Here is a 19,956-nt window from a genome sequence, read left to right as displayed (position 1 = left end):
CCTGGTCTTTCCTTTGGTTCGTTATTTTTGAATCTATTCGCGATTCGTTGCCGGCACCGCTTGCGGCGCCCGGCTCGACTTCTTGTTCCACGCCGGCCCGATCAGGTGCATGCCTTTCACGCGCTTGACGGCATGCACGACATACACCGCGCCGAGATAAGGCCACCAGCGCTGCCCGGCCGCTTCCATGCCGGAAAAACGGTTGATCCACTGGGCGGTGCGAAATGGTGGCGCGTAGCAGCCGAAATGGCTGCGCGTCGGGCCAAGATTCAACAATTTTAACCAGTCTTTCATGCGGGGCATAGAGATGAATTCGCCTGCCGCCGGCAGGTAGCCGCTGCGCGTGACCTTGCCGATACCCTGGCGCATGCCCCACAGGCTGGCCGGATTGAAGCCGCAGATGATGACCTGGCCTTCCGGAATCAGGACGCGCTCGACCTCGCGCAGCACCTGGTGCGGCTCGGCGGCGAACTCGAGCACGTGCGGCAGGACGACCAGGTCCAGGCTTTGCGAGGCGAAGGGCAGCTCGGCAAAATCGAGAGCCACGGCGATCTGCTTGCCGCTGGCGGCGAACTCGAGCTCGTCGAAGGTGGAGGTGCGCGTGGCCGCCTGCCACTTGTTCGGCATGCGGTTCGCGGCCAGGGCGTCGATCTGCGGCACGCCGATCTGCACCGCGTTGTAGCCGAAGATGTCGGCCGTGAGCTCGTCGAGGCAGGCTTGCTCGAAGGCGCGCACGTAGGCGCCTGCCGGCGAAAGCAGCCATTCGTCGAGCGCTATAATGGATTTTTCGGATGCAGCGCTATCCATGACCACCCTCTTTTCGCAAAACCATGACCAACTTGCCAGATGGCGCGTACCCGGCTGACGCCATGCCAGCCGCAGCCCATGATAGAACACATAAGGATTTGAGTGTCCTGACCGTGCCTGCGTTCAAGGATAATTACCTTTGGCTGATCCATGACGGTGTGCACGCCGCGGCGGTCGACCCCGGCGACAGCGCGCCCATCCTCGCCGCCCTGGACGAACATGGCCTGACCCTCACCGCCATTTTACTCACCCACCACCATGCTGACCACATTGGTGGCGTGCCCGGGCTGCTGGCGCGCTTTCCGGTGCCGGTGTACGGGCCGAAGAACGACCGGATCGAGGCCGTGACCCATCCCCTGTCCGAGGGCGAGCGCGTCAAGGTGCCCGGGCTGGCGCTCGAGCTCGACGTGCTGGACGCGCCGGGGCACACGCTCGGCCACATCGCCTATGTGCGGGCGACGCCGGGACTGCACTGGCTGTTCTGCGGCGATACCCTGTTCGCCGGCGGCTGCGGGCGGCTGTTCGAAGGCACGCCCGCGCAGATGGCCGATTCCCTCGGCAAGCTGGCGGCCCTGCCCGAGGATACGGAAGTGTATTGCGCGCACGAGTACACGCTGTCGAACCTGCGGTTTGCCCAGGCTGTCGACGCGGGGAACGCCGCGCTGGCCTTGCGGATGCGCGACGAGGAAGCCAAGCGGGCTGCCGGGCTGCCGACGGTGCCCTCCAGCATCGGGCTGGAGCGCAGGACGAATCCGTTTTTGCGCTACCGGGAGCCGGCGATCGTGGGGGCGCTGGTGGCGGCCGGGAAGTTGGACGAGGGGGCGACGGCGGTGCAGGCGTTTGCGGCTTTGCGGGAGTGGAAGAACGTGTTTTGATGGGGCGGGGGCTGGAACGCCTTTGCCGATGATCCTGCGGTGAAAACGCGTGGACTCGGGAGTCCACCCTACGTTTGCGCCGCAGCGACGCAGGGTGGACGGCTCAACCGCACGTACAGAACTATCGTGCCCCTCCGCGCCGTCCACGCGTTCAACGAACGCATGACACGACGCGGGACCAACGGGGTTCAGATCTCTTCGTAGAGCGGCAGCGTCAGGAATTCCGCGAACTGTTCTGACGTCGACATTTCCTCGAAAATTTCCGCAGCGCGGGCGTAGCTCGGGTTGTCGCCGTTCGGGGCGGCGGCTTTTGCGTTTGCCAGTTCTTCCGGGATCATGGCACGCACCATCTCGGCCGTGACCTTGCGGCCGTCCTCGAGCACGCCCTTCGGTGAGCGGATCCATTGCCAGACCTGGGAACGGCTGATCTCGGCGGTGGCGGCGTCTTCCATCAGGTTGTGGATCGGCACGCAGCCGTTGCCGGCCAGCCAGGCGCCGAGGTAGTGGATGCCGACGTTGATGTTGTAGCGCAGGCCCTCTTCCGTGATCGGGGTTTCCGGCTTGAAGTCGAGCAGTTGCTCGGCGGTGACCTCGACGTCCGGGCGCTGCTTGTCGATCTGGTTCGGGCGGTCGCCGAGCACCTTGGTGAATTCGGTCATCGCCAGCTCGACCAGGCCCGGGTGGGCGACCCAGCCGCCGTCGTAGCCATCGGTGGCGTCACGCGCCTTGTCGTTGCGCACGCCGGCCATGGCAGTCTCGTTCTTCGCCGGATCGTTCTTGATCGGGATCAGCGCCGCCATGCCGCCGATCGCCGGCGCGCCGCGCTTATGGCAGGTCTTGAGCAGGAGCAAGGCATAGGCGCGCATGAAAGGCGCCGTCATCGTCACCTTGGCGCGGTCGGCCAGGCAGAAGTCCTTGTCCAGCTTGAACTTCTTGATGCAGGAGAAGATGTAATCCCAGCGACCCGCGTTCAGGCCGGCGCTGTGTTCGCGCAGCTCGTACAGGATCTCGTCCATCTCGAAGGCGGCGACGATGGTTTCGATCAGCACGGTCGCCTTGATCGTGCCGCGCGGCAGGCCGAGCGCCTCTTGCGTCGCGATGAAGATGTCGTTCCAGAGGCGGGCCTCGAGGTGCGATTCCATCTTCGGCAGGTAGAAGTAGGGGCCGGCGCCGCGCGCCAGCTGCTCCTTGGCGTTGTGGAACATGAACAGGGCGAAGTCGAAGATGCCGCCGGAAACGCGCTTGCCGTCCACCAGCACGTGCTTTTCGTCGAGGTGCCAGCCGCGCGGGCGCACGACCAGGGTCGCGACCTTGTCGTTCAGCTGGTAGCGCTTGCCGTTCTGCTCGAGCGAAATGGTGCGGCGCACGGCGTCGCGCATGTTGATCTGGCCGGTGATCTGGTTGTCCCAGTTCGGTGCGTTCGAATCCTCGAAGTCGGTCATGTAGCTGTCCGCACCCGAGTTCAGGGCGTTGATGACCATCTTGCGCTCGACCGGGCCGGTGATCTCGACGCGGCGGCATTCCAGCGCCTGCGGGATCGGCGCGATCTTCCAGTCCCCCTCGCGGATGTGGCGGGTCTCGGGCAGGAAGTCCGGACGCTCGCCGGCGTCGATGCGGCGCGCGCGCTCGACGCGAGCGGCCAGCAATTCCTGGCGGCGCGGCTCGAACTGGCGGGTCAGCTGCGCGACCAGGTCCAGTGCTTCGGGCGTCAGGATCTGCTCGAAACCGGGCTTGATCTCGCCGCGGATGTCCATTCCTGCGGGGGTGGCGATGGTCATGGCATTACTCCTTCTAGGTTGGTATGCGTGCGCTCAACGCCAGCGCGGCCTGCGACTTGGCGTTTGTCATATCATCAAGTATATTCAACAAAAAGCTTCGAAACGATACATTTACTCACTTTATCTGTGCATATTTGTCACAGATGGAAGGCAAGGATTGGGCAAGTTCAGGGAAATGGCGACCTTCGTCGAGGTCGTGGCACGGGGCAGCCTGTCGGCCGCCGCGCGCGCGGAAGGGATCGCACCGGCGATGATCGGGCGCCGGCTCGACGCGCTCGAGGGCCGGCTGGGCGTCAAGCTGCTGCAGCGTACGACACGGCGGCTGGCGCTCACCGACGAGGGCGCCGCCTACCTGGAGGATTGCCAGCGCATCCTGGCCGAGATCGAGGAAGCGGAAAGCGCCGTGGCCGCGCGCAGCGGCCATGCCAAGGGACATTTGCTGGTGTCGGCGCCGGCCGGCTTCGGGCGCCAGCACGTCGCACCCCTGCTGCCTTCTTTCCTGGCCGAACATCGGGAGGTGACGGTCAACCTGAATCTGAACGACCGCATCGTGGACGTGGTCGGCGAAGGCGTCGACGTCGCAATCCGCATCGCCAGCCTGTCGGACTCGAACCTGGTGGGCGTGAAGCTGGCGGACAACGCCCGCGTGGTAGTGGCCTCCCCCGCCTACCTGAAGCGCCACGGCAGCCCGCAAACCCTTGAGGACCTGATGCGCCACAACTGCCTCGCGATCAGCAGCGAAGGCAGCCAGCGCGGCTGGACTTTCCGCGACGGCGGCAAAACCGTGACGCTGAAAGTGCCCGGAAATATGGTCTGCAACGACGGCGAAGTGCTGCACGACTGGGCGCTGGCCGGACGCGGCCTGGCCTGGCGTTCGATGTGGGAAGTGGGTCCGCAAATTGCGGCGGGAAGACTGGTGACGGTGCTCGACCATTATGCGGCGCCGGGCAACGATATCCATGCAGTATTTGCCCAAAGGCGTCACCTGCCCTTGCGGATTCGTGCGTTCGTCGATTTTCTCAGAAGAGCTTATGCAGAGCGGCTATATCGCGTCTAGCAAAGCCAGCATGGCCGCTTTGTCCGGCGCACTTGCATATTTGAAAGCAGCAATCAACAAAGAGCGGAAACGCATAGTACAGACAAAAAAAATCCCCGGCATGCCGAGGATTTTTTCATCGTAACCTAGACGCTTACAGCGGCTGGATGTTCGATGCTTGTTTGCCCTTAGGACCCGAGGTCACGTCGAACGAGACGCGCTGGTTCTCTTGCAGGGACTTGAAGCCTTGGCTCTGGATTGCCGAGAAGTGCGCGAACAGATCTTCGCCGCCTTCATCAGGGGTGATGAAGCCGAAGCCCTTCGAGTCATTGAACCATTTAACGATGCCAGTTGCCATTACAATTTCCTATTTCAGTTAAGTGGGCTTACGCCCGTTTATGATCGTTTGAAGAAGCAAGAAAGAAATGACAGACAGACTGCACTACTAGCTCGAACCCAACGATCCCGTATTATACCGAATAAAACAGATTGCAAACGGTTTTCGCAAAATAAAAGTGCGGACCGCTTAACAATGCTCTAAACCAATGCTAGAAACCAACTTCGCGCGGCTTGATTTTGAATCGGCAGTAAGGAGAATATAGGGCATGGCCAAAGCGGATGTTTGCGCTGGATCAAACGGTCCGGCGCAATACTTTTGGTTCAGGGCAACAGCGAGAAAGCGGCGCTGTGATACGCGGGCGGGGGGCCTTCCAGGCCGGCGCGCACGAATTCCTCGAGCGCGGCCAGCCAGGCGCGCCAGTCGTCCTCGCTCACGCTCTCGAAAGCCCGCAGCACGCGCAGGCGCTGCTCGAGGGCGCGCGCGCCCTGCCCCAGCTCGCGAAAGCCGAAGGTCACCGCGGCGCCGGCCAGCGTGTGCAGGAGCGTCTGCAGCTCGCGCACCTGCTGCTGCGCGGGCTGGGCCGGCACGAAGCCGGCCTGGGCCGCCCGGATGCGTTCCAGCGTGGCCGGCAGGCCGTCGCGGAAGGCCTGGTTGGCCTGGGTCAGCCGGCTGAAGAAGCCTGCGTCGACGCCCGTCACTTGGTGCCGAAGATGCGGTCGCCGGCGTCGCCCAGGCCCGGCACGATGTAGGCGTGCTCGTTCAGGTGCGAGTCGAGCGAGGCCACGTAGAGCTTCACGTTCGGGTGCGCGTCGTGGAAGACCTTGACGCCTTCGGGCGCGGCCACCAGGGCCAGGAAGATGATGTGCTCGTCCGGCACGCCGCGCTTTTTCAGCACGTCGACCGCATGCACCGCCGAGTTGCCGGTGGCGACCATCGGGTCGCACAGGATGAAGGTGCGCTCCGAGGTATCCGGCAGGCGCACCAGGTATTCGACCGGCTCGTGGGTGTCCGGGTCGCGGAACACGCCGATGTGGCCGACGCGCGCCGACGGCACCAGTTCCAGCAGGCCGTCGCTCATGCCGATGCCGGCGCGCAGGATCGGCACGATGGCCAGCTTCTTGCCCGCGATGACAGGCGCGTCGATCGTGACCAGCGGCGTCTGGATCGGGCGCGTGGTCAGCGGCAGGTCGCGCGTGATCTCGTAGCCCATCAGCAGCGTGATTTCCTTGAGCAGCTCGCGGAAGGTACGCGTCGACGTGTCGTGCTCGCGCATGTGCGACAGCTTGTGCTGGATCAGCGGGTGGTTCAGGATGTAGAGGCTGGGGAAGCGCGGGTCTTGTTTCATGGTCGACATGTGGTGTGTTCTTGGGTTGGTGCTCGTAACCTGCCATTATCCCAGTCGCGGGTCGATTTGTCCCGCCCCGCTTGTAGAAAATTCATCCTAAAGCACCAGCGCCCGCGCCAGGATGGCCTCGACATCGATCCCCGCGGGCAGCCGGCCGAAAGCGCCGCCCACGTCCTGGGCGACGCGCGACGCGAGGAAGGCCTCGGCGACGAAAGGCGGCGCATGCTGCAGCAGGGTCGCGCCCTGCACCGCGGTCACCAGCCGCTCGGCCAGCCGGCGCGCGCCGGATTCGTCCGCGCCGGCGAGCTCGCGCCCCAGCTGCGCGGCATAGCGCGCGAAGCGCTCGTCGAGGGCGGCGGCCGGGGCCAGCTCGGCCTCGAGGGCCGCGCGTGCGCCATCTGGCGACTTGCCGAGCGCGCGCAGCACGTCCAGGCACATCACGTTGCCCGAGCCTTCCCAGATCGAGTTGACCGGGAACTCGCGGTACAGGCGCGCCAGCGGGCCGTCCTCGACATAGCCGTTGCCGCCCATGACTTCCATCGCCTCCGCGCCGAAGGCCGGGCCGCGCTTGCACAGCCAGTACTTGCCGGCCGGGGTCAGAATGCGCCCCAGCAGGTTCTCCATCGGGTCGTCGGGACGGTCGAAGCAGCGCGCCAGGCGCAGCGCGAAAGCGGTCGCCGCTTCCGATTCGAGGGCGAGGTCGGCCAGCACGTTCTGCATCAGCGGCTGCCGGGCGAGGGGCTTGCCGAAGGCGGCGCGTCCGCGCGCATGGTGCAGCGCGTGGCAAAGGGCGGCGCGCATGATGCCTGCCGTCCCGACCACGCAGTCGAGCCGGGTGTGGCTGCCCATCTCGAGGATGGTCGGGATGCCGCGCCCCGCTTCGCCGACCAGCCAGCCGGCGGCGCCGCAGAATTCGACCTCGGACGAAGCGTTCGAGCGGTTGCCGAGCTTGTCCTTCAGGCGCTGCACGCGGATCGCATTGCGCGTGCCGTCGGGCAGGAAGCGCGGCACGAAAAAGCACGACAAGCCCGCACTTCCGCCCTCGTCGGTCTGGGCCAGGATCAGGTGGGCGTCCGATTGCGGCGCCGAGAAGAACCACTTGTGGCCGACGATCCGCCACGCGCCCTCGCCCTCTTCCCCAAAGCGGCTGCTCGCCTCGCCCGGGGCGATGGGGGTGGCGCGCGTGGTGTTGGCGCGCACGTCGGTGCCGCCCTGCTTCTCGGTCATGCCCATGCCGATCAGGGCGCCGCGCTTCTGCTGGACTGGCAGCGAGCGCGGGTCGTACTCGTTCGAGAGGATCTTCGGCAGCCAGCGTTCGCCCAGCGCCCCGGCCCGGCGCAGCGCCGGCACCGAGGCGTAGGTCATCGTCACCGGGCACTGGGCGCCGTTCTCGACCTGGCCGAACAGCAGGTAGGCGGCGGCGCGCGCGACCTGGGCGCCCGGACGCGGCTCGGCCCAGGGCCTGCTGTGCGCGCCGGCGCCGATCATGAGGGCCATCAGTTCGTGCCAGGCCGGATGGAATTCGACTTCGTCGATGCGGCGTCCGCCGCGGTCGAACGCGGCCAGGCGCGGTCCGTTGGCGTTGGCCAGGCGCGCCAGGTCGAGCACTTCGAAGCGGCCTAGCCGTGCGCCGAGCGCGCCCAGCTCGCCGGCGGCCCAGCCTGCGCCTTCGCGCACCAGGGCTTCGCCCAGGGCCGGGTCGCAGGTGTACAGGTTGACGTCCCCGAACGGCGGCGCCTGGTTGAAAACTTCATGGGTGTCGAACTGGTTCATGGCGTCTCCCGGCCTAGCGATGCTACAGATAAACATTAACAATGTTGCGTTAAAGTATCATTCTTTGTGGAAATACTTACCCGGCGCTCCGGCAATCGGCGACAATGTCAGACTGGGACTACAGCGCACGTTAGCGATCCGTCAAGAGGCTAGCGTAAAGCGCGGGTTCCGGCAAGGCGCCACTGCTGTAACGCAAAGGAAGCGTAAATGGCGCCCGCACAGGAAACAGAGGCCGGGATTTTTAATTCCTGCCGGAATTTTTAAGTGATACAGTCACAGGTGGTTTGTTAAACTCGCGCAGTTCCACCCCTTGGGGTGCCAGCAATAAGGCAGATATTCCAACAATGCGCTCCAGTTCCGCCGCCGTGTCGATCGACCCGCCGCGCCAGCCACAGGCAGGTAGCGGCCTCGACAGCCTGATGGAGGCGGCCGGCGATGCCGTATTCCAGCTCGCACCCTCCGGCCAGATCCGCGCCGCGAGCCGGCGCGCCCTGCGTCTCACCGGACTCGACCTGCCGCTCGACGGCACGCCGCTGGCCGCGCTGGTGGCCGACCAGGACGCCCCAGCGCTGCGCACGGCCATCGTCGAAGCCCTCGCGACCGACGAACCGCTTCTCATCCGGGTGCGCCTGCGCTGCGCCGGACACCAACCTTCCGCCGAACTGCGCCCTTTCGAATTGCGCATCACTGCCGGCGGCGACGGCCTGCTGTTCGTGGTCGGGCGCGACACGAGCGCGCAGCACGCCACCGAAGAGCGGCTGCGCCACATGGCCACGCACGACGCCCTCACCGAGCTGCCGAACCGCCTGCTGCTGGCCGACCGCGTACGCATGGTGGTGGCCAATGCGCGCCGCTCGGGCCAGGGTTTCGCGGTTGCCACCGTCGGCCTGGACGGCTTCAAGAAGGTCAACGACGGCCTCGGGCACCAGGTCGGCGACACGGTCCTGCGCCAGGCGGCGGCGCGCCTGCGCAAGGTGCTGCGCGACAGCGACACGCTGGCGCGTCCGGGCGGCGACGAATTCGTCGCGGTCCTGCCGGGCACCGTGACCGACGCCCAGATCAGGCTCGTCACCGGACGCCTGCTGGCGGCCCTGCAGTCGCCCTTCGAGGTCGACGGCCACACGATCTATCTCGGGGCCTCGATCGGCGTCGCCCTCTATCCCCAGCACGCCGAAGACGACAACGGCCTGCTGGCCCTGGCCGAGGCGGCCCTGGCGCGCGCCAAGGAAACCGGCAAGGGGCGCGCTGTGGTCTACAGCGTGCGCGCCGAAGGCCCGCCCCAGCACGACATCTCGCTCGAGGCGGCCATGTTCAGCGCAGTGCGCGAGGGCGAGTTCCTGCTCTACTACCAGCCCATCGTCGACGCCCGCACCCGCCTGATCGAGGGCTTCGAAACCCTGATGCGCTGGAAGCACCCGACGCTGGGCATGGTCCCGCCGGTACGCTTCATCCCGATCGCCGAAACCAATGGCCTGATCAACATGCTCGGCGCCTGGGCCCTGAAGGCGGCCTGCGCCCAGCTGCGCCAGTTCGAGGAAGCGGCCGGGCGCGAACTCTACATCTCGGTGAACATCAGCCCGCGCCAGTTCCGCAACGATAAATTCCTCGAGGTGCTCGACCAGGCGCTGGCCCTCTCCGAGCTGCCCGGCGCCAAGCTGGTGCTCGAAATCACCGAAGGCACGCTGATGGTCGACCCGCAGCACGCCGAGACCATCCTCACCCGCATGGCCGAGCGCGGCGCGCGCATCGCGATCGACGACTTCGGCACCGGCTATTCGTCGCTGGCCTACCTGAAGCGCTTCCCGATTTCGGTGCTGAAGGTCGACCGCGCCTTCGTCAAGGACCTCCCGGGCGCGCCCAAGGAAGCGGCGATCTGCAGCGCCGTGCTCGACATGGCGCGCCACCTCGACCTCGCGGTGGTGGCCGAAGGCGTCGAGACCGAAGACCAGCTCGACTGGCTGCGCCAGCGCGACTGCCGCTACGTGCAGGGCTACCTGACCGGCAAGCCGATGCCGGCCCACGTCGCGCTGGCCGCCCTGCACGACAACCATTACACGGCATTGCTGCCGCCAGACCTGCACCCGACTCGCCGCACTACACCATGACGCTCCCAGCCTCCAGACCCGCCCCCGCTCCGGCCAGCGCCGACGCCACCCTCGCCCTCCTGTGGGAGCGCATCCGGCGCCAGGGCGACATGCCGGGCTTCACGCGCGCGATCAACGCCATCCTGGCCTCGATGCGCGGCGAGGACGAGCGCGAATTCTCGATGACGCAGACGGTCCTGTCGGATCCCGTCCTCACCCAGAAGGTTCTGCGCCTGGCCAACAGCGGCATGTACTCGGCCTTCGGCCAGCGCATCAACACCGTGTCGAAAGCCGTGCTGGTGCTCGGTACCGAAGCCATCGGCCACCTGGCGCTGGGCCTGAAGCTGATCGAGGAGATCTCGAAGAGCACGCCCGATTCGGCGCATGCCCACGTCGAGATGGAAAAGGCGGTGCTGGCCGGGATGGTGGCGCAGCAGGTCGCCGCCAGCGCCGCCACCCGCGACCCGGAAGAAGCCGTGGTCTGCTCGATCCTGCATTCGCTGGGGCGCATGATGGTGACCTTCTACCTGCCCGAGCACTGGACGGCGCTGCAGGCCGCCGCCGGCCCCGGCAACGAAGGCGCGGCCGCGCCCCGCCTGCTCGGCCTGTCGCTGGAAGCCCTGGGACGCGCCACCGCCGAGCACTGGGGGCTGCCGGACAACCTGGTGGCCGGCATGCGCACGCTCGAACCGGGCGAGCGGACCGAGGGCTTCGGCCACGAGGACTGGCTGGCAGCGCTGGGCACGATGGCGACCCGCTGCGCCGACTCGCTCTGGGACGACGACGAAGCCGGCGCCGCCGAAGTGGCCGCACTGGCTGCCGCCTTCGCGCCGATGCTGGGCGTCGAGCCGGAAAACATCATCGGCGCCATCGAGCGCGCCAAAGCCGGCGCCGCGGCCGACCTGACGCTCGCGCCGCTGGCCAACCCGGTCGAGAAGCGCGCGAAGGTGGACGAGGTCACGCGCAAGCGCGCCGCCGGCAACCGCGTCCTGATGAGCGGCGTGGCCGACATGCGCGACGCCGGCGGGGTGAATCCGGGCCAGATGATGTCGATGGCCCTCGAGACCATCCACCAGGGCCTGTCGTTCACGCGCACCTTCGCCTTCCTGCGCAACCGGCGCGAGGGCAAGTACCTGGCCAAGATGGGCTTCGGCGCCGGCACCCGCGCCCTGCTGCCGAACCTGGTCTTCGACGACGCCTACGAGGCCGACGTGTTCCATGCGGCGCTCGCCAGCGACCGCGTGATCTTCATCGAAAACGCGCTCGACCCGAAGTTTTCGAACAAGCTGCCGGGATGGTGGAAGGGCACGTTGTCGGAAGCGCGCAGTTTCGTGGTGGTGCCGCTCTGCCTGAACGGGCAGCCGGTCGGCTTCCTCTACGGCGACTGGGACGACGGCGCCCCGGTGGCGAACCTGAGCCAGACCGAATTCTCGCTGCTCAACGACCTGCGCACCCTGGTGGTGCGCACCGTCGAGCGGCGTGCCGGCGTCGACCTGGCCGCCGTCGGCAGGGCCTGATCGACAGTCACAATCCCGTAAAGCCCGATTACCGCAGCTTCGGCGTGTCGACCTGCACGTCGCCGCACTGGGCGCGGTGCATCAGCGCGTGGTCGATCAGCACCAGGGCCAGCATCGCCTCCGCGATCGGCGTCGCGCGGATGCCCACGCAGGGGTCGTGGCGGCCGAAGGTTTCCACCGTGGCCGGCGCGCCCGCCTTGTCGATCGAGCGGCGCGGCACCCGGATCGAGGAGGTCGGCTTGATCGCCAGCGAGACCGTGATGTCCTGGCCGGTCGAGATCCCGCCCAGCACCCCGCCGGCCTGGTTGCCCACAAAACCCCCGGGCGTCAGCTCGTCGCCGTGTTCCGAACCCTTCTGCGCCACCGAGGCGAATCCCGCGCCGATCTCGACGCCCTTCACCGCATTAATTCCCATCATCGCGTAGGCGATGTCGGCGTCGAGCTTGTCGTAGATCGGCTGGCCCCAGCCCACCGGCACGCCGGTGGCGACGACGTCGATGCGCGCGCCGATCGAGTCGCCGGCGCGGCGCAGCTCGTCCATGTAGGCCTCCATCCGCGCCAGCAGCGCGGCGTCATCGGTGGCGGCGAAGAAGGGGTTGTTGGCGACGTGCTCCCAGCCGCCGAAGGGGATGGCGATCTCGCCCAGCTGGCGCATGCAGCCGGCAAAGCCGACCCCGTGGCGCTCGCGCAGCCATTTCTTCGCCACCGCGCCGGCGCCGACCACGGGCGCGGTCAGGCGCGCCGAGGACCGCCCGCCGCCGCGCGGGTCGCGCACGCCGTACTTGTGCCAATAGGTGTAGTCGGCGTGGCCGGGACGGAAGGTCTCGACGATGTTGCCGTAGTCCTTGCTGCGCTGGTCCTCGTTCGGGATCAGCAGCGCGATCGGGGTGCCGGTGGTGACTCCCTCGTACACGCCGGACAGGATCTGCACGCGGTCCGCTTCCTGGCGCTGGGTGACGTGGCGCGAGGTGCCGGGCTTGCGCCGGTCGAGCTCGGGCTGGATGTCCGCTTCGCTCAGCGCCAGGCCCGGCGGGCAGCCGTCGATGACGCAGCCGATCGCGGGGCCGTGCGACTCGCCGAAGGTGGTAACGGAAAACAGCTTGCCGAATGAATTGCCGGACATGGTAGCGAAAAGGGAAGTGGCGAAAAGACCATTCTACCAGCGCGGGGCGGCGCCGGCAGGGGCGGCCAAAAAGTGGACCCGGCGATGCCGCCGTGCGACGCGGCCGGTCATTTTTTTGCCGTACGGCAATATTTCCCCGCTCAAGTTCATAATGTCCGCTATACTGCCCCCGGTACGAAATGCAGAGCCCATGCCTGGAGACGCAATAACAATGCCCGCATCGATGACGCCGGGAGTCGGTGCCGACCCGCACGACGACCTGGTTTTCCTGGACGAAGCGCCGACGGTGTCAGTCACGCCTACGCTCTCCCTGCGCCCGGCCTGGCGGGTCCTGATCGTGGATGACGATGCCGACGTGCACTCCACCACCACCTTCGCCCTCTCCGGCCTCGACGTCCAGGGACGCCCCCTCGAATTCCTGCATGCCCGCTCGAGCATGGAAGCGCGCGCGCTGCTGGCCGAAGAATCAGATATCGCCGTGGTCCTGCTCGACGTCGTCATGGAGCAGCCCGACGCCGGCCTGCACCTGGTGCGCCACATCCGCGACACGCTCGGCATGCTCGAGGTGCGCATCATCCTGCGCACGGGCCAGCCCGGCTACGCGCCCGAGATGGACGCCGTGCGCGACCTCGACATCAACGATTACCGCACCAAGTCCGAACTGACCCGTACCAAGCTGTACACGACCGTGGCCGCCGCCGTGCGCTGCTACCAGCAGCTGCGCGCGCTGAGCGTGGGCCGCGCCGGACTCGAGCGCATCGTCCACGCGGGGGCCGGGTTCATGACCCTGCAGTGCCCGCGCGAGGTGGCGCGCTCGGTGCTGGTGCAGGCGGCCGCCCTGCTCGGCCAGCCGGCCGACGGCGTGCTGTGCACGCGCGAGCGCGGCCAGCTGCGCGTGCTCGGCGGCGAAGGCAGCGGCCGCGACCTCGAAGGCGGCCCGCCCGAAGTCCACGTCGACACCCGCATCGCGGCCAGCCTGCGGCGCGCCTTCGACGAGCGCTCGCTCAGTTTCGGGCCCGGCTGCCTGGCGCTCTACTTCCCCGGCAAGTCCGGACGCGATTTCGCGGCGGCGATCCCGCTGCTGCATCCCGTGAGCGAAGGCGCGCGCCGCCTGCTGCGGGTCTTCGCCAGCGTGGTCGCCGTCGGGCTGGACAACCTGGAACTGGTCGGGCGCCTGAACGACGCCGCCTTCTTCGATCGCCTGACGCGCCTGCCGAACCGCACCCGCCTGGTGGAGGAGCTCGACAAAGTGGTGGCGGCAGCCCCTGCCGGCAGCCGCAATGCCATCCTGACCCTGGTCGACCTCGACCACTTCGCCGAATCGAACGACGCCCTCGGCCATGGCTTCGGCGACCTGCTGCTGGTCGCCGTCGCCCAGCGCCTGCAGGCCCGGCTCGACCCGCGCCTGCATCTGGCACGCATCGGCGGCGACACCTTCGCCGTGCTCGGCGACGGCGCGCTCAACACCCCGGAAGCAATCCACGCCCTGTTCGAGGCGCCCTTCGCCATCGACGGCCAGGACGTGCAGGTATCGAGCACGCTCGGCATGGTGAAGCTCAATGAACACGACGCCAGCGGCGCCGATGCGCTGAAGGACGCCGACATCGCGCTCAAGCGGGCGAAATCCCAGCAGCGCGGCGGCCACTTCTATTTTTCGCGCGGGATGGGCGTCGAGATCCGCGAACGGGTGCGCATGATGCATGCGCTGCGCGGCGGCCTGGAACGCGGCGAACTGTTCCTGGCGTACCAGCCCCAGGTCGACCTAGCCACCCACAAGCCCTTCGGCGCCGAGGCGCTGCTGCGCTGGCGCACCGCGGACGGGCAAATGATCCCGCCCGACCGCTTCATCCCGATCGCCGAATACTCGGGCCTGATCGTCGAGATCGGCGCCTGGGTGCTGCGCCAGGCCTGCGCCGAGCTGATGCGCATCCGCGCGGCCGGCTACCTGGACTTCACGATGTCGGTCAACGTCTCGCAGGCCCAGTTCCGCCATCCGCAGTTCGTGGAGCTGCTGTGCGGCGCGTTGGCGGCGACCGGCGCGCCGGCCAAATACCTCGAGCTGGAAATCACCGAATCGATGGCGATGGAGGAACCGCAGCAGCTGGTCGAGATGCTGGCGCAAATCAAGCGTACCGGGGTCTCGATCGCGATCGACGACTTCGGCACCGGCTTCTCCTCGCTCTCGCACCTGCAGCGCCTGAACGTGGACCGGCTCAAGATCGACCGCACTTTCGTCACCGAGATCACGGGCTCGGCACGCGGCAGCAGCATTGCGGAAATGGTGATCCAGCTCGGACGCAACCTGGGGCTGTCGGTGATCGCCGAGGGCGTCGAGGACGAGCGCCAGGCGCAGATCCTGCACGCGCTCGGCTGCCCGCTGGCGCAAGGCTACCTGTTCGCGCGGCCGATGTCGCCGCAGGCGATGCTGGAGTGGCTGGGTGGGCAGAAGCTGGAGCGCGCGGCGTAAAACCCAGAGCAAACCCGTAGGGTGGGCACCCCGTGCCCACGCGGAAGCTTGCGTCATGTTGGCGTTTCAGACGCGTCACGATAGCGCTTTACGGTATCGCTTCGGTTTACAGCGATGCGGCGCGTGATCGCTCTGAATGAGCGTACCACTGCGCTGCGTTCCGCGTGGGCACGGGGTCCCCACCCTACCGGTCACGCGCGTGCGTGACCTTCAATCCTCCGCCGCTTCCTGCTCCGCCGGCCAGTCCCGGATATACGCCTTCAGCATGCGGTTCTCGAAGCTCTGCGCTTCCAGCACGGCGCGCGCGACGTCGTAGAAGGAGATCACGCCGAGCAGGGTCTTGGCGTCCATGACCGGCAGGTAGCGCGCGTGCTTTTCCAGCATCATGCGGCGCACTTCGTTGACTTCGGTTTCGGGGGTGACCGTGATCGGGCTGTCGTCCATGTGCTTGCGCACGGTGCCGGCGCCGAGGGCGCCGCCGTTGGCGTGCAGCACCTTGATCACTTCGCGGAAAGTCAGCATCCCGACCAGGTCGCCGTACTCCATGACCACCAGCGAGCCGATGTCCTTCTCGGACATGGTGTTGACCGCGTCCGCCAGCAGCGTCTCCGGGGTCACCGTATAAAGGATGTTGCCTTTCACCTGCAGGATTTCCGAAACTTTCATATTGGCCACCCCGGCGTCAGTTAATGTATTCACTAGTAATTTCTTTAGCTAAGTCTTTGTCTAAGGCATAACACGAATGTAGCCTAAGCCTAGCAGAAAATCCAGATTCACAGGGCGAACAGCCCCAGGTCCGCCCCAGAATGATGCGCATTCGTCAATAAGAGTGCTACGATGCCGCCCATCGTTCTTTCCTTGATGAGTACACCATGAGCGGTCCACGATATCCCGGCTTCGACACGCTGTCGCTGCACGCGGGCGCCACGCCCGATCCGAGCACCGGCGCACGCGCCACGCCCATCCATTTCACGTCCTCGTTCGCCTTCCGCGACTCCGACCACGCCGCCTCGCTGTTCAACATGGAGCGCAGCGGGCACGTGTATTCGCGCATCTCGAACCCGACCAATGCCGTGCTGGAAGAACGCATCGCGGCCCTGGAAGGCGGCGTGGCCGGCATCGCCACCGCCAGCGGCCAGGCGGCCATGCACCTGGGCCTGACGACCATCGCCGGCGCGGGATCGCACATCGTGGCCTCGAGGGCGCTCTACGGCGGCTCGCACAACCTGCTGGCCTACACCCTGAAGCGCTTCGGCATCGAGACGACCTTCGTCGACCCGCGCGACCTCGACGCCTGGCGCGCCGCAATCCGTCCCGACACCAAAGTGCTGTTCGGCGAAACCCTGGGCAACCCGGGCCTGGACGTGCTCGACATCCCGCGCATCGCCGCGCTGGCCCACGAGCACGACCTGCCGCTGATGGTGGACGCCACCTTCACCACGCCCTACCTGATGCGCCCTTTCGACCTCGGCGCCGACCTGGTGTTCCACTCGGCCACCAAGTTCCTGTGCGGGCACGGCACGGCGATCGGCGGCCTGCTGGTCGACGGCGGGACCTTCGACTGGCAGCGGGCGTATGAGCGCACCGGCCGCTTCGCCGAACTGTGCACCCCGTACGAAGGTTTCCACGGCATGGTGTTTACCGAGGAGTCGACCGTCGGCGCCTTTGCCCTGCGCGCGCGGCGCGAGGGCTTGCGCGACTTCGGCGCCGTCATGAGCCCGCACAACGCCTTCGCCGTGCTGCAGGGGATCGAGACCCTGGGCCTGCGCATGGACCGGCATGTGGCCAACACCCGCCGCGTGATCGAGTTCCTGCTCGCCAATCCGGCGGTCGAATCGGTGTCCTACCCCGAACTCGAGAGCCATCCCGACCACGCGCTGGCGAAGACCCTGCTGCCGAAAGGCTGTGGCGCCGTCTTCAGCTTCGTCCTGAAGGGCGGGCGCGCGGCCGGCCGCCGCTTCGTCGATGCGTTGAAAGTGTTCTCGCACCTGGCCAATGTAGGCGACGCCAAGTCGCTCGTCATCCACCCGGCCTCGACGACGCACTTCCGGGTGCCGGCCGAGCAGCTGGCGGCCTCCGGCATCACGGAGGGCACGATGCGCCTGTCGGTCGGCCTGGAAGACGCCGACGACCTGATCGAAGACCTGGCGCGCGCGCTGAAACTGTCGCAGAAAGGAGCCTGACCATGATCGTGGAACTCGACGGCAAGCCCGCGTACTGCTACAGCGGCGGCAAGCCCTTCGACCGGGAACTGCCGACGGTCGTGTTCATCCACGGCGCCCAGAACGACCATTCCGTGTGGGCCCTGCAGTCGCGCTGGTTCGCCCACCACGGCTACGGCGTGCTGGCGGTCGACCTGCCGGGCCACGGACGCAGCGCAGGCCCGGCGCTGGCCAGCGTCGAAGCCATGGCCGACTGGCTGCTGGCGGTGCTGGACGCGGCCGGCGTACGGCACGCCATGCTGGCCGGGCACAGCATGGGGTCGCTGATCGCGCTGGAGGCCAGCCACCGCGCACCGCAGCGGGTGCGGGCATTGGCCCTGCTCGGCACCACCTACCCGATGAAGGTCTCGGACGCCCTGCTCGCCACCGCGCGCGACGACGAGGCGGCGGCGATCGACATGGTCAACATCTGGTCGCACTCGACGCTCGCGCACAAGCCTTCGAGCCCGGCGCCCGGCTTCTCGGTGATGGGCGGCGCCAAGCGCCTGATGGCGCGCATGTCGGCCATCAATCCGGAACAGCTCTTCTACACGGATTTCTCGGCCTGCAACGCCTACGCGAACGGCGAGCTTGCCGCCGCAGCGGTACGCTGCCCGGTGCTGTTCATCTTCGGCAGGCAGGACATGATGACCCCGCCGCGCTCGACCAAGCTGCTGACCGGGGCGATCGCCCACGGCAAGCTGGTGCAGGTCGACGCCGGCCATTCCCTGATGAGCGAACAGCCGGACGCGGTGCTCGATGCGCTGGCCGGCTTCGCGGCCACACTCGACTGACCAGGAGGCTCGATCATGACCTTCGCCGAGTTCTATCCCTGGTACCTGACCCAGCACGCCGACCGCCGCTGCCGCCGCGCCCACTTCATCGGCACCTCGGGCGCGATCCTGGCGCTGGCCACGGCCGTCCTCAGCATGAACGCCTGGTGGATCCTGGGGGCCCTGCTGTTCGGCTACGGCGGCGCCTGGATCGGGCATTTCTTCTACGAGCACAACCGGCCGGCGACCTTCGCACAACCGTGGCTGTCGTTCAAGGCGGACTGGGTGATGTACTGGCAGATGTTGACGGGGAAGCTGAGCTGGTAAGTTGTCCTGTGGACCGCGTGGGCACAAGTGCCCGGTGAAGCCGTGGTCGAGGCCATTGGCCTCACCCACCCCTACAAATACTTCAACCCTCCGAGAAATACCGGCTGATCGGCCGGTCCAGCCCCTGCGCTACCGCGCCCTCGACCTGCTGCGCCAGCGCCTGCGTGTCCAGCGACAGCGGCGACCCCGCCACCTGCCGCGCCGCCGGCGCCAGCGCCGCCCGGGCGCCGCCGAACACGAACAGCCGGTAGACGTCGGCCACGCTCAGCTTGTCGGGGTCGGCCAGCAGCACCCAGGCCTCGACGGCCGCGCCTTTGAGCATACCCGGCGCCGTCTCGGCCTGCACCCGCCCGACCCAGCCGGCGCCCGCCATCTGTTCCAGCAGCAGCCCCAGTTCGTCGTAACCGATGCGCGTATGCGCGCGGATCGCCCCCAGCGGCACCAGCGCGGAACCAGTGGCGTGGGCGCCGCCGTGCAATACCTTGAGCACGGCCATCGCGTCGATGAAGACGCCGCCCGGCGCCGGCACGTGCCACCAGCGTTCGTATTTGACGGTCGGCAGCGCCGCCGCCAGCACCGCGCCCAGCAGCGTGATCAGCCAGGACAGGTACATCCACAGCAGGAACAGCGGCAGCGCCGCCAGCGCGCCGTAGATGATGGCGTAAGTCGGGAACTGGCGGATGAAGAGCGCGAACAGGCGCTTGGCCAGCTCGAAGGCGATGGCCGCCGCCAGCGCGCCCCAGAGCGCGTCGCGCCAGTCGACCGGGCGGTTCGGCACCGCCACGTAGAGCAGCGTGTAGGCGCCGGTGGTGAGCGCGAGCGAGGCCAGCGTGGAGATCACCGTGCCCAGCAGCGGCACCGCTTTCGTCATGCCGCCGGTGGCCGTGAAGAGCTGCGCGGTGAACGAGAGCGAGAGCCCGAACAGCAGCGGGCCGAGCGTGATCAGGGCCCAGTAGACCAGCATGCGCTGCATGAGCGGGCGCGGCCGGCGCACGCGCCAGATCTGGTTGAAGACGCGCTCGATCATGCCCATCATGGTGGTCGAGGTGACGAACAGCAGCACCGCGCCCAGCAGGGACAGGCCCTTGGCCTTGTCGGCGAACTGGGTCAGGTTCGAGATGATGGTGTTCGAGATCGCCTTCGGCATCAGGGCCTGGGCGAAATACGTTTCCAGCGCCGTGCGGAGCTGACCGAAAATCGGAAACGTGGTAAAAATGGCCAGCACAATCGTCAACAAGGGCACCAGCGCGAGGGTGGTGGTGAAGGTCAGGCTGCCGGCCACTTGCGGCAACTTTTCCTCGCGCAGGCGGCGCCGTGCGAAGCGCACCAGGTCGCGCGCCTCGCCCAGCGTCAGGCCGCGCACGCGCTCGGCGCCGAGGGTGAACATCTCACCTGTGGAACGCGAAATCGCGTTCACCGTTTTTGAAAGCATGTTGTCGTTCGATTCGCCCAGGGGCATTCGTTTGAGTAATGCAGCTTGAGCAATATGCTTGAGCGATATATGAAGCAA

General features: G+C 67.1%; 17 protein-coding genes. 8 read left to right on the top strand and 9 right to left on the bottom strand.

Annotation, left to right across the window (positions count from 1 at the left end):
• Positions 1-33: 33 nt before the first annotated feature.
• A complete protein-coding gene (locus ACWCIA_RS02010; RefSeq protein WP_454160458.1) occupies positions 34-807 on the bottom strand; it encodes a class I SAM-dependent methyltransferase in 774 nt (257 codons plus the stop codon).
• A 62-nt stretch (positions 808-869) separates the two neighbouring features.
• Between ACWCIA_RS02010 and gloB the strand changes: the two genes are divergently transcribed.
• Positions 870-1,682, top strand: coding sequence for a hydroxyacylglutathione hydrolase (gene gloB, locus ACWCIA_RS02005; protein WP_454160575.1), 813 nt, complete (start codon positions 870-872; stop codon positions 1,680-1,682).
• Positions 1,683-1,870: 188 nt separating this feature from the next.
• On the opposite strand, the gene aceB is transcribed toward gloB, so the two are convergent.
• Entirely contained in the window at positions 1,871-3,460 is a 1,590-nt protein-coding gene (gene aceB / locus ACWCIA_RS02000; protein WP_454160456.1) for a malate synthase A, read from the bottom strand.
• Between the two features lie 157 nt (positions 3,461-3,617).
• Between aceB and ACWCIA_RS01995 the strand changes: the two genes are divergently transcribed.
• Entirely contained in the window at positions 3,618-4,517 is a 900-nt protein-coding gene (locus ACWCIA_RS01995; protein WP_454160454.1) for a LysR family transcriptional regulator, read from the top strand.
• A 133-nt stretch (positions 4,518-4,650) separates the two neighbouring features.
• On the opposite strand, the gene ACWCIA_RS01990 is transcribed toward ACWCIA_RS01995, so the two are convergent.
• From ACWCIA_RS01990 to ACWCIA_RS01975, 4 genes are all read right to left on the bottom strand, one after another.
• A complete protein-coding gene (locus tag ACWCIA_RS01990) occupies positions 4,651-4,854 on the bottom strand; it encodes a cold-shock protein (RefSeq protein WP_036166698.1) in 204 nt (67 codons plus the stop codon).
• Positions 4,855-5,156: 302 nt separating this feature from the next.
• The gene (locus ACWCIA_RS01985; RefSeq protein WP_454160452.1) at positions 5,157-5,534 is read right to left on the bottom strand and encodes an Hpt domain-containing protein; all 378 of its coding nucleotides are present in this window, start codon (positions 5,532-5,534) and stop codon (positions 5,157-5,159) included.
• The gene (gene upp / locus ACWCIA_RS01980) at positions 5,531-6,181 is read right to left on the bottom strand and encodes a uracil phosphoribosyltransferase (protein ID WP_454160573.1); all 651 of its coding nucleotides are present in this window, start codon (positions 6,179-6,181) and stop codon (positions 5,531-5,533) included. Before upp ends, ACWCIA_RS01985 begins: the two co-directional genes overlap by 4 nt.
• A 96-nt stretch (positions 6,182-6,277) precedes the next feature.
• Positions 6,278-7,954, bottom strand: a complete 1,677-nt coding sequence (locus ACWCIA_RS01975; protein WP_454160450.1) for an isovaleryl-CoA dehydrogenase — start codon at positions 7,952-7,954, stop codon at positions 6,278-6,280.
• A 344-nt stretch (positions 7,955-8,298) separates the two neighbouring features.
• Between ACWCIA_RS01975 and ACWCIA_RS01970 the strand changes: the two genes are divergently transcribed.
• Both ACWCIA_RS01970 and ACWCIA_RS01965 read left to right on the top strand, forming a co-directional pair.
• A complete protein-coding gene (locus ACWCIA_RS01970; RefSeq protein ID WP_454160448.1) occupies positions 8,299-10,059 on the top strand; it encodes a putative bifunctional diguanylate cyclase/phosphodiesterase in 1,761 nt (586 codons plus the stop codon).
• Positions 10,056-11,555 (top strand): HDOD domain-containing protein, encoded by a 1,500-nt coding sequence (locus ACWCIA_RS01965; protein WP_454160446.1) that lies wholly within the window; start codon positions 10,056-10,058, stop codon positions 11,553-11,555. The genes ACWCIA_RS01970 and ACWCIA_RS01965 overlap by 4 nt, the downstream gene beginning before the upstream one ends.
• A 28-nt stretch (positions 11,556-11,583) precedes the next feature.
• On the opposite strand, the gene aroC is transcribed toward ACWCIA_RS01965, so the two are convergent.
• Positions 11,584-12,678 carry a chorismate synthase gene (gene aroC / locus ACWCIA_RS01960; protein WP_454160444.1) on the bottom strand — a complete coding sequence of 365 codons (1,095 nt, stop codon included), beginning with the start codon at positions 12,676-12,678 and terminating at the stop codon, positions 11,584-11,586.
• Positions 12,679-12,889: 211 nt separating this feature from the next.
• Here aroC and ACWCIA_RS01955 point away from each other — a divergent pair, with 211 nt between their 5' ends.
• Positions 12,890-15,145 carry an EAL domain-containing response regulator gene (locus ACWCIA_RS01955; protein ID WP_454160441.1) on the top strand — a complete coding sequence of 752 codons (2,256 nt, stop codon included), beginning with the start codon at positions 12,890-12,892 and terminating at the stop codon, positions 15,143-15,145.
• Between the two features lie 210 nt (positions 15,146-15,355).
• On the opposite strand, the gene ACWCIA_RS01950 is transcribed toward ACWCIA_RS01955, so the two are convergent.
• Entirely contained in the window at positions 15,356-15,811 is a 456-nt protein-coding gene (locus tag ACWCIA_RS01950; RefSeq protein ID WP_454160439.1) for a CBS domain-containing protein, read from the bottom strand.
• A gap of 206 nt (positions 15,812-16,017) precedes the next feature.
• On the opposite strand from ACWCIA_RS01950, the gene ACWCIA_RS01945 reads away from it, so the two are divergent.
• Genes ACWCIA_RS01945 through ACWCIA_RS01935 form a run of 3 tightly spaced genes read left to right on the top strand, consistent with a single transcriptional unit; the run spans position 16,018 to position 18,446 of the window.
• Entirely contained in the window at positions 16,018-17,328 is a 1,311-nt protein-coding gene (locus ACWCIA_RS01945; RefSeq protein ID WP_454160437.1) for an O-acetylhomoserine aminocarboxypropyltransferase, read from the top strand.
• A 2-nt stretch (positions 17,329-17,330) separates the two neighbouring features.
• Positions 17,331-18,140 carry an alpha/beta fold hydrolase gene (locus tag ACWCIA_RS01940; protein WP_454160435.1) on the top strand — a complete coding sequence of 270 codons (810 nt, stop codon included), beginning with the start codon at positions 17,331-17,333 and terminating at the stop codon, positions 18,138-18,140.
• 15 nt (positions 18,141-18,155) lie between these two features.
• Entirely contained in the window at positions 18,156-18,446 is a 291-nt protein-coding gene (locus tag ACWCIA_RS01935; protein ID WP_454160433.1) for an Mpo1-like protein, read from the top strand.
• A gap of 82 nt (positions 18,447-18,528) precedes the next feature.
• Here the strand turns inward: ACWCIA_RS01935 and ACWCIA_RS01930 are convergent, their stop codons facing one another.
• Positions 18,529-19,878: a YihY family inner membrane protein gene (locus ACWCIA_RS01930; protein WP_454160431.1), complete on the bottom strand. Its 1,350-nt coding sequence runs from the start codon at positions 19,876-19,878 to the stop codon at positions 18,529-18,531.
• Between the last annotated feature and the right edge of the window lie 78 nt (positions 19,879-19,956).

It is taken from the genome of Massilia sp. SYSU DXS3249 (genome assembly GCF_053668055.1).
This window is presented reverse-complemented; position numbering and strand designations above follow the sequence as displayed.

Coding starts and splice junctions, on each gene's coding strand:
- ACWCIA_RS02010 (WP_454160458.1), bottom strand. CDS start 807: ATGGATAGCGCTGCATCCGAAAAATCCATTATAGCGCTCGACGAATGG.
- gloB (WP_454160575.1), top strand. CDS start 870: ATGCCAGCCGCAGCCCATGATAGAACACATAAGGATTTGAGTGTCCTG.
- aceB (WP_454160456.1), bottom strand. CDS start 3,460: ATGACCATCGCCACCCCCGCAGGAATGGACATCCGCGGCGAGATCAAG.
- ACWCIA_RS01990 (WP_036166698.1), bottom strand. CDS start 4,854: ATGGCAACTGGCATCGTTAAATGGTTCAATGACTCGAAGGGCTTCGGC.
- upp (WP_454160573.1), bottom strand. CDS start 6,181: ATGAAACAAGACCCGCGCTTCCCCAGCCTCTACATCCTGAACCACCCG.
- ACWCIA_RS01975 (WP_454160450.1), bottom strand. CDS start 7,954: ATGAACCAGTTCGACACCCATGAAGTTTTCAACCAGGCGCCGCCGTTC.
- ACWCIA_RS01970 (WP_454160448.1), top strand. CDS start 8,299: ATGCGCTCCAGTTCCGCCGCCGTGTCGATCGACCCGCCGCGCCAGCCA.
- ACWCIA_RS01965 (WP_454160446.1), top strand. CDS start 10,056: ATGACGCTCCCAGCCTCCAGACCCGCCCCCGCTCCGGCCAGCGCCGAC.
- aroC (WP_454160444.1), bottom strand. CDS start 12,678: ATGTCCGGCAATTCATTCGGCAAGCTGTTTTCCGTTACCACCTTCGGC.
- ACWCIA_RS01955 (WP_454160441.1), top strand. CDS start 12,890: ATGCCCGCATCGATGACGCCGGGAGTCGGTGCCGACCCGCACGACGAC.
- ACWCIA_RS01950 (WP_454160439.1), bottom strand. CDS start 15,811: ATGAAAGTTTCGGAAATCCTGCAGGTGAAAGGCAACATCCTTTATACG.
- ACWCIA_RS01945 (WP_454160437.1), top strand. CDS start 16,018: ATGAGCGGTCCACGATATCCCGGCTTCGACACGCTGTCGCTGCACGCG.
- ACWCIA_RS01940 (WP_454160435.1), top strand. CDS start 17,331: ATGATCGTGGAACTCGACGGCAAGCCCGCGTACTGCTACAGCGGCGGC.
- ACWCIA_RS01935 (WP_454160433.1), top strand. CDS start 18,156: ATGACCTTCGCCGAGTTCTATCCCTGGTACCTGACCCAGCACGCCGAC.
- ACWCIA_RS01930 (WP_454160431.1), bottom strand. CDS start 19,878: ATGCTTTCAAAAACGGTGAACGCGATTTCGCGTTCCACAGGTGAGATG.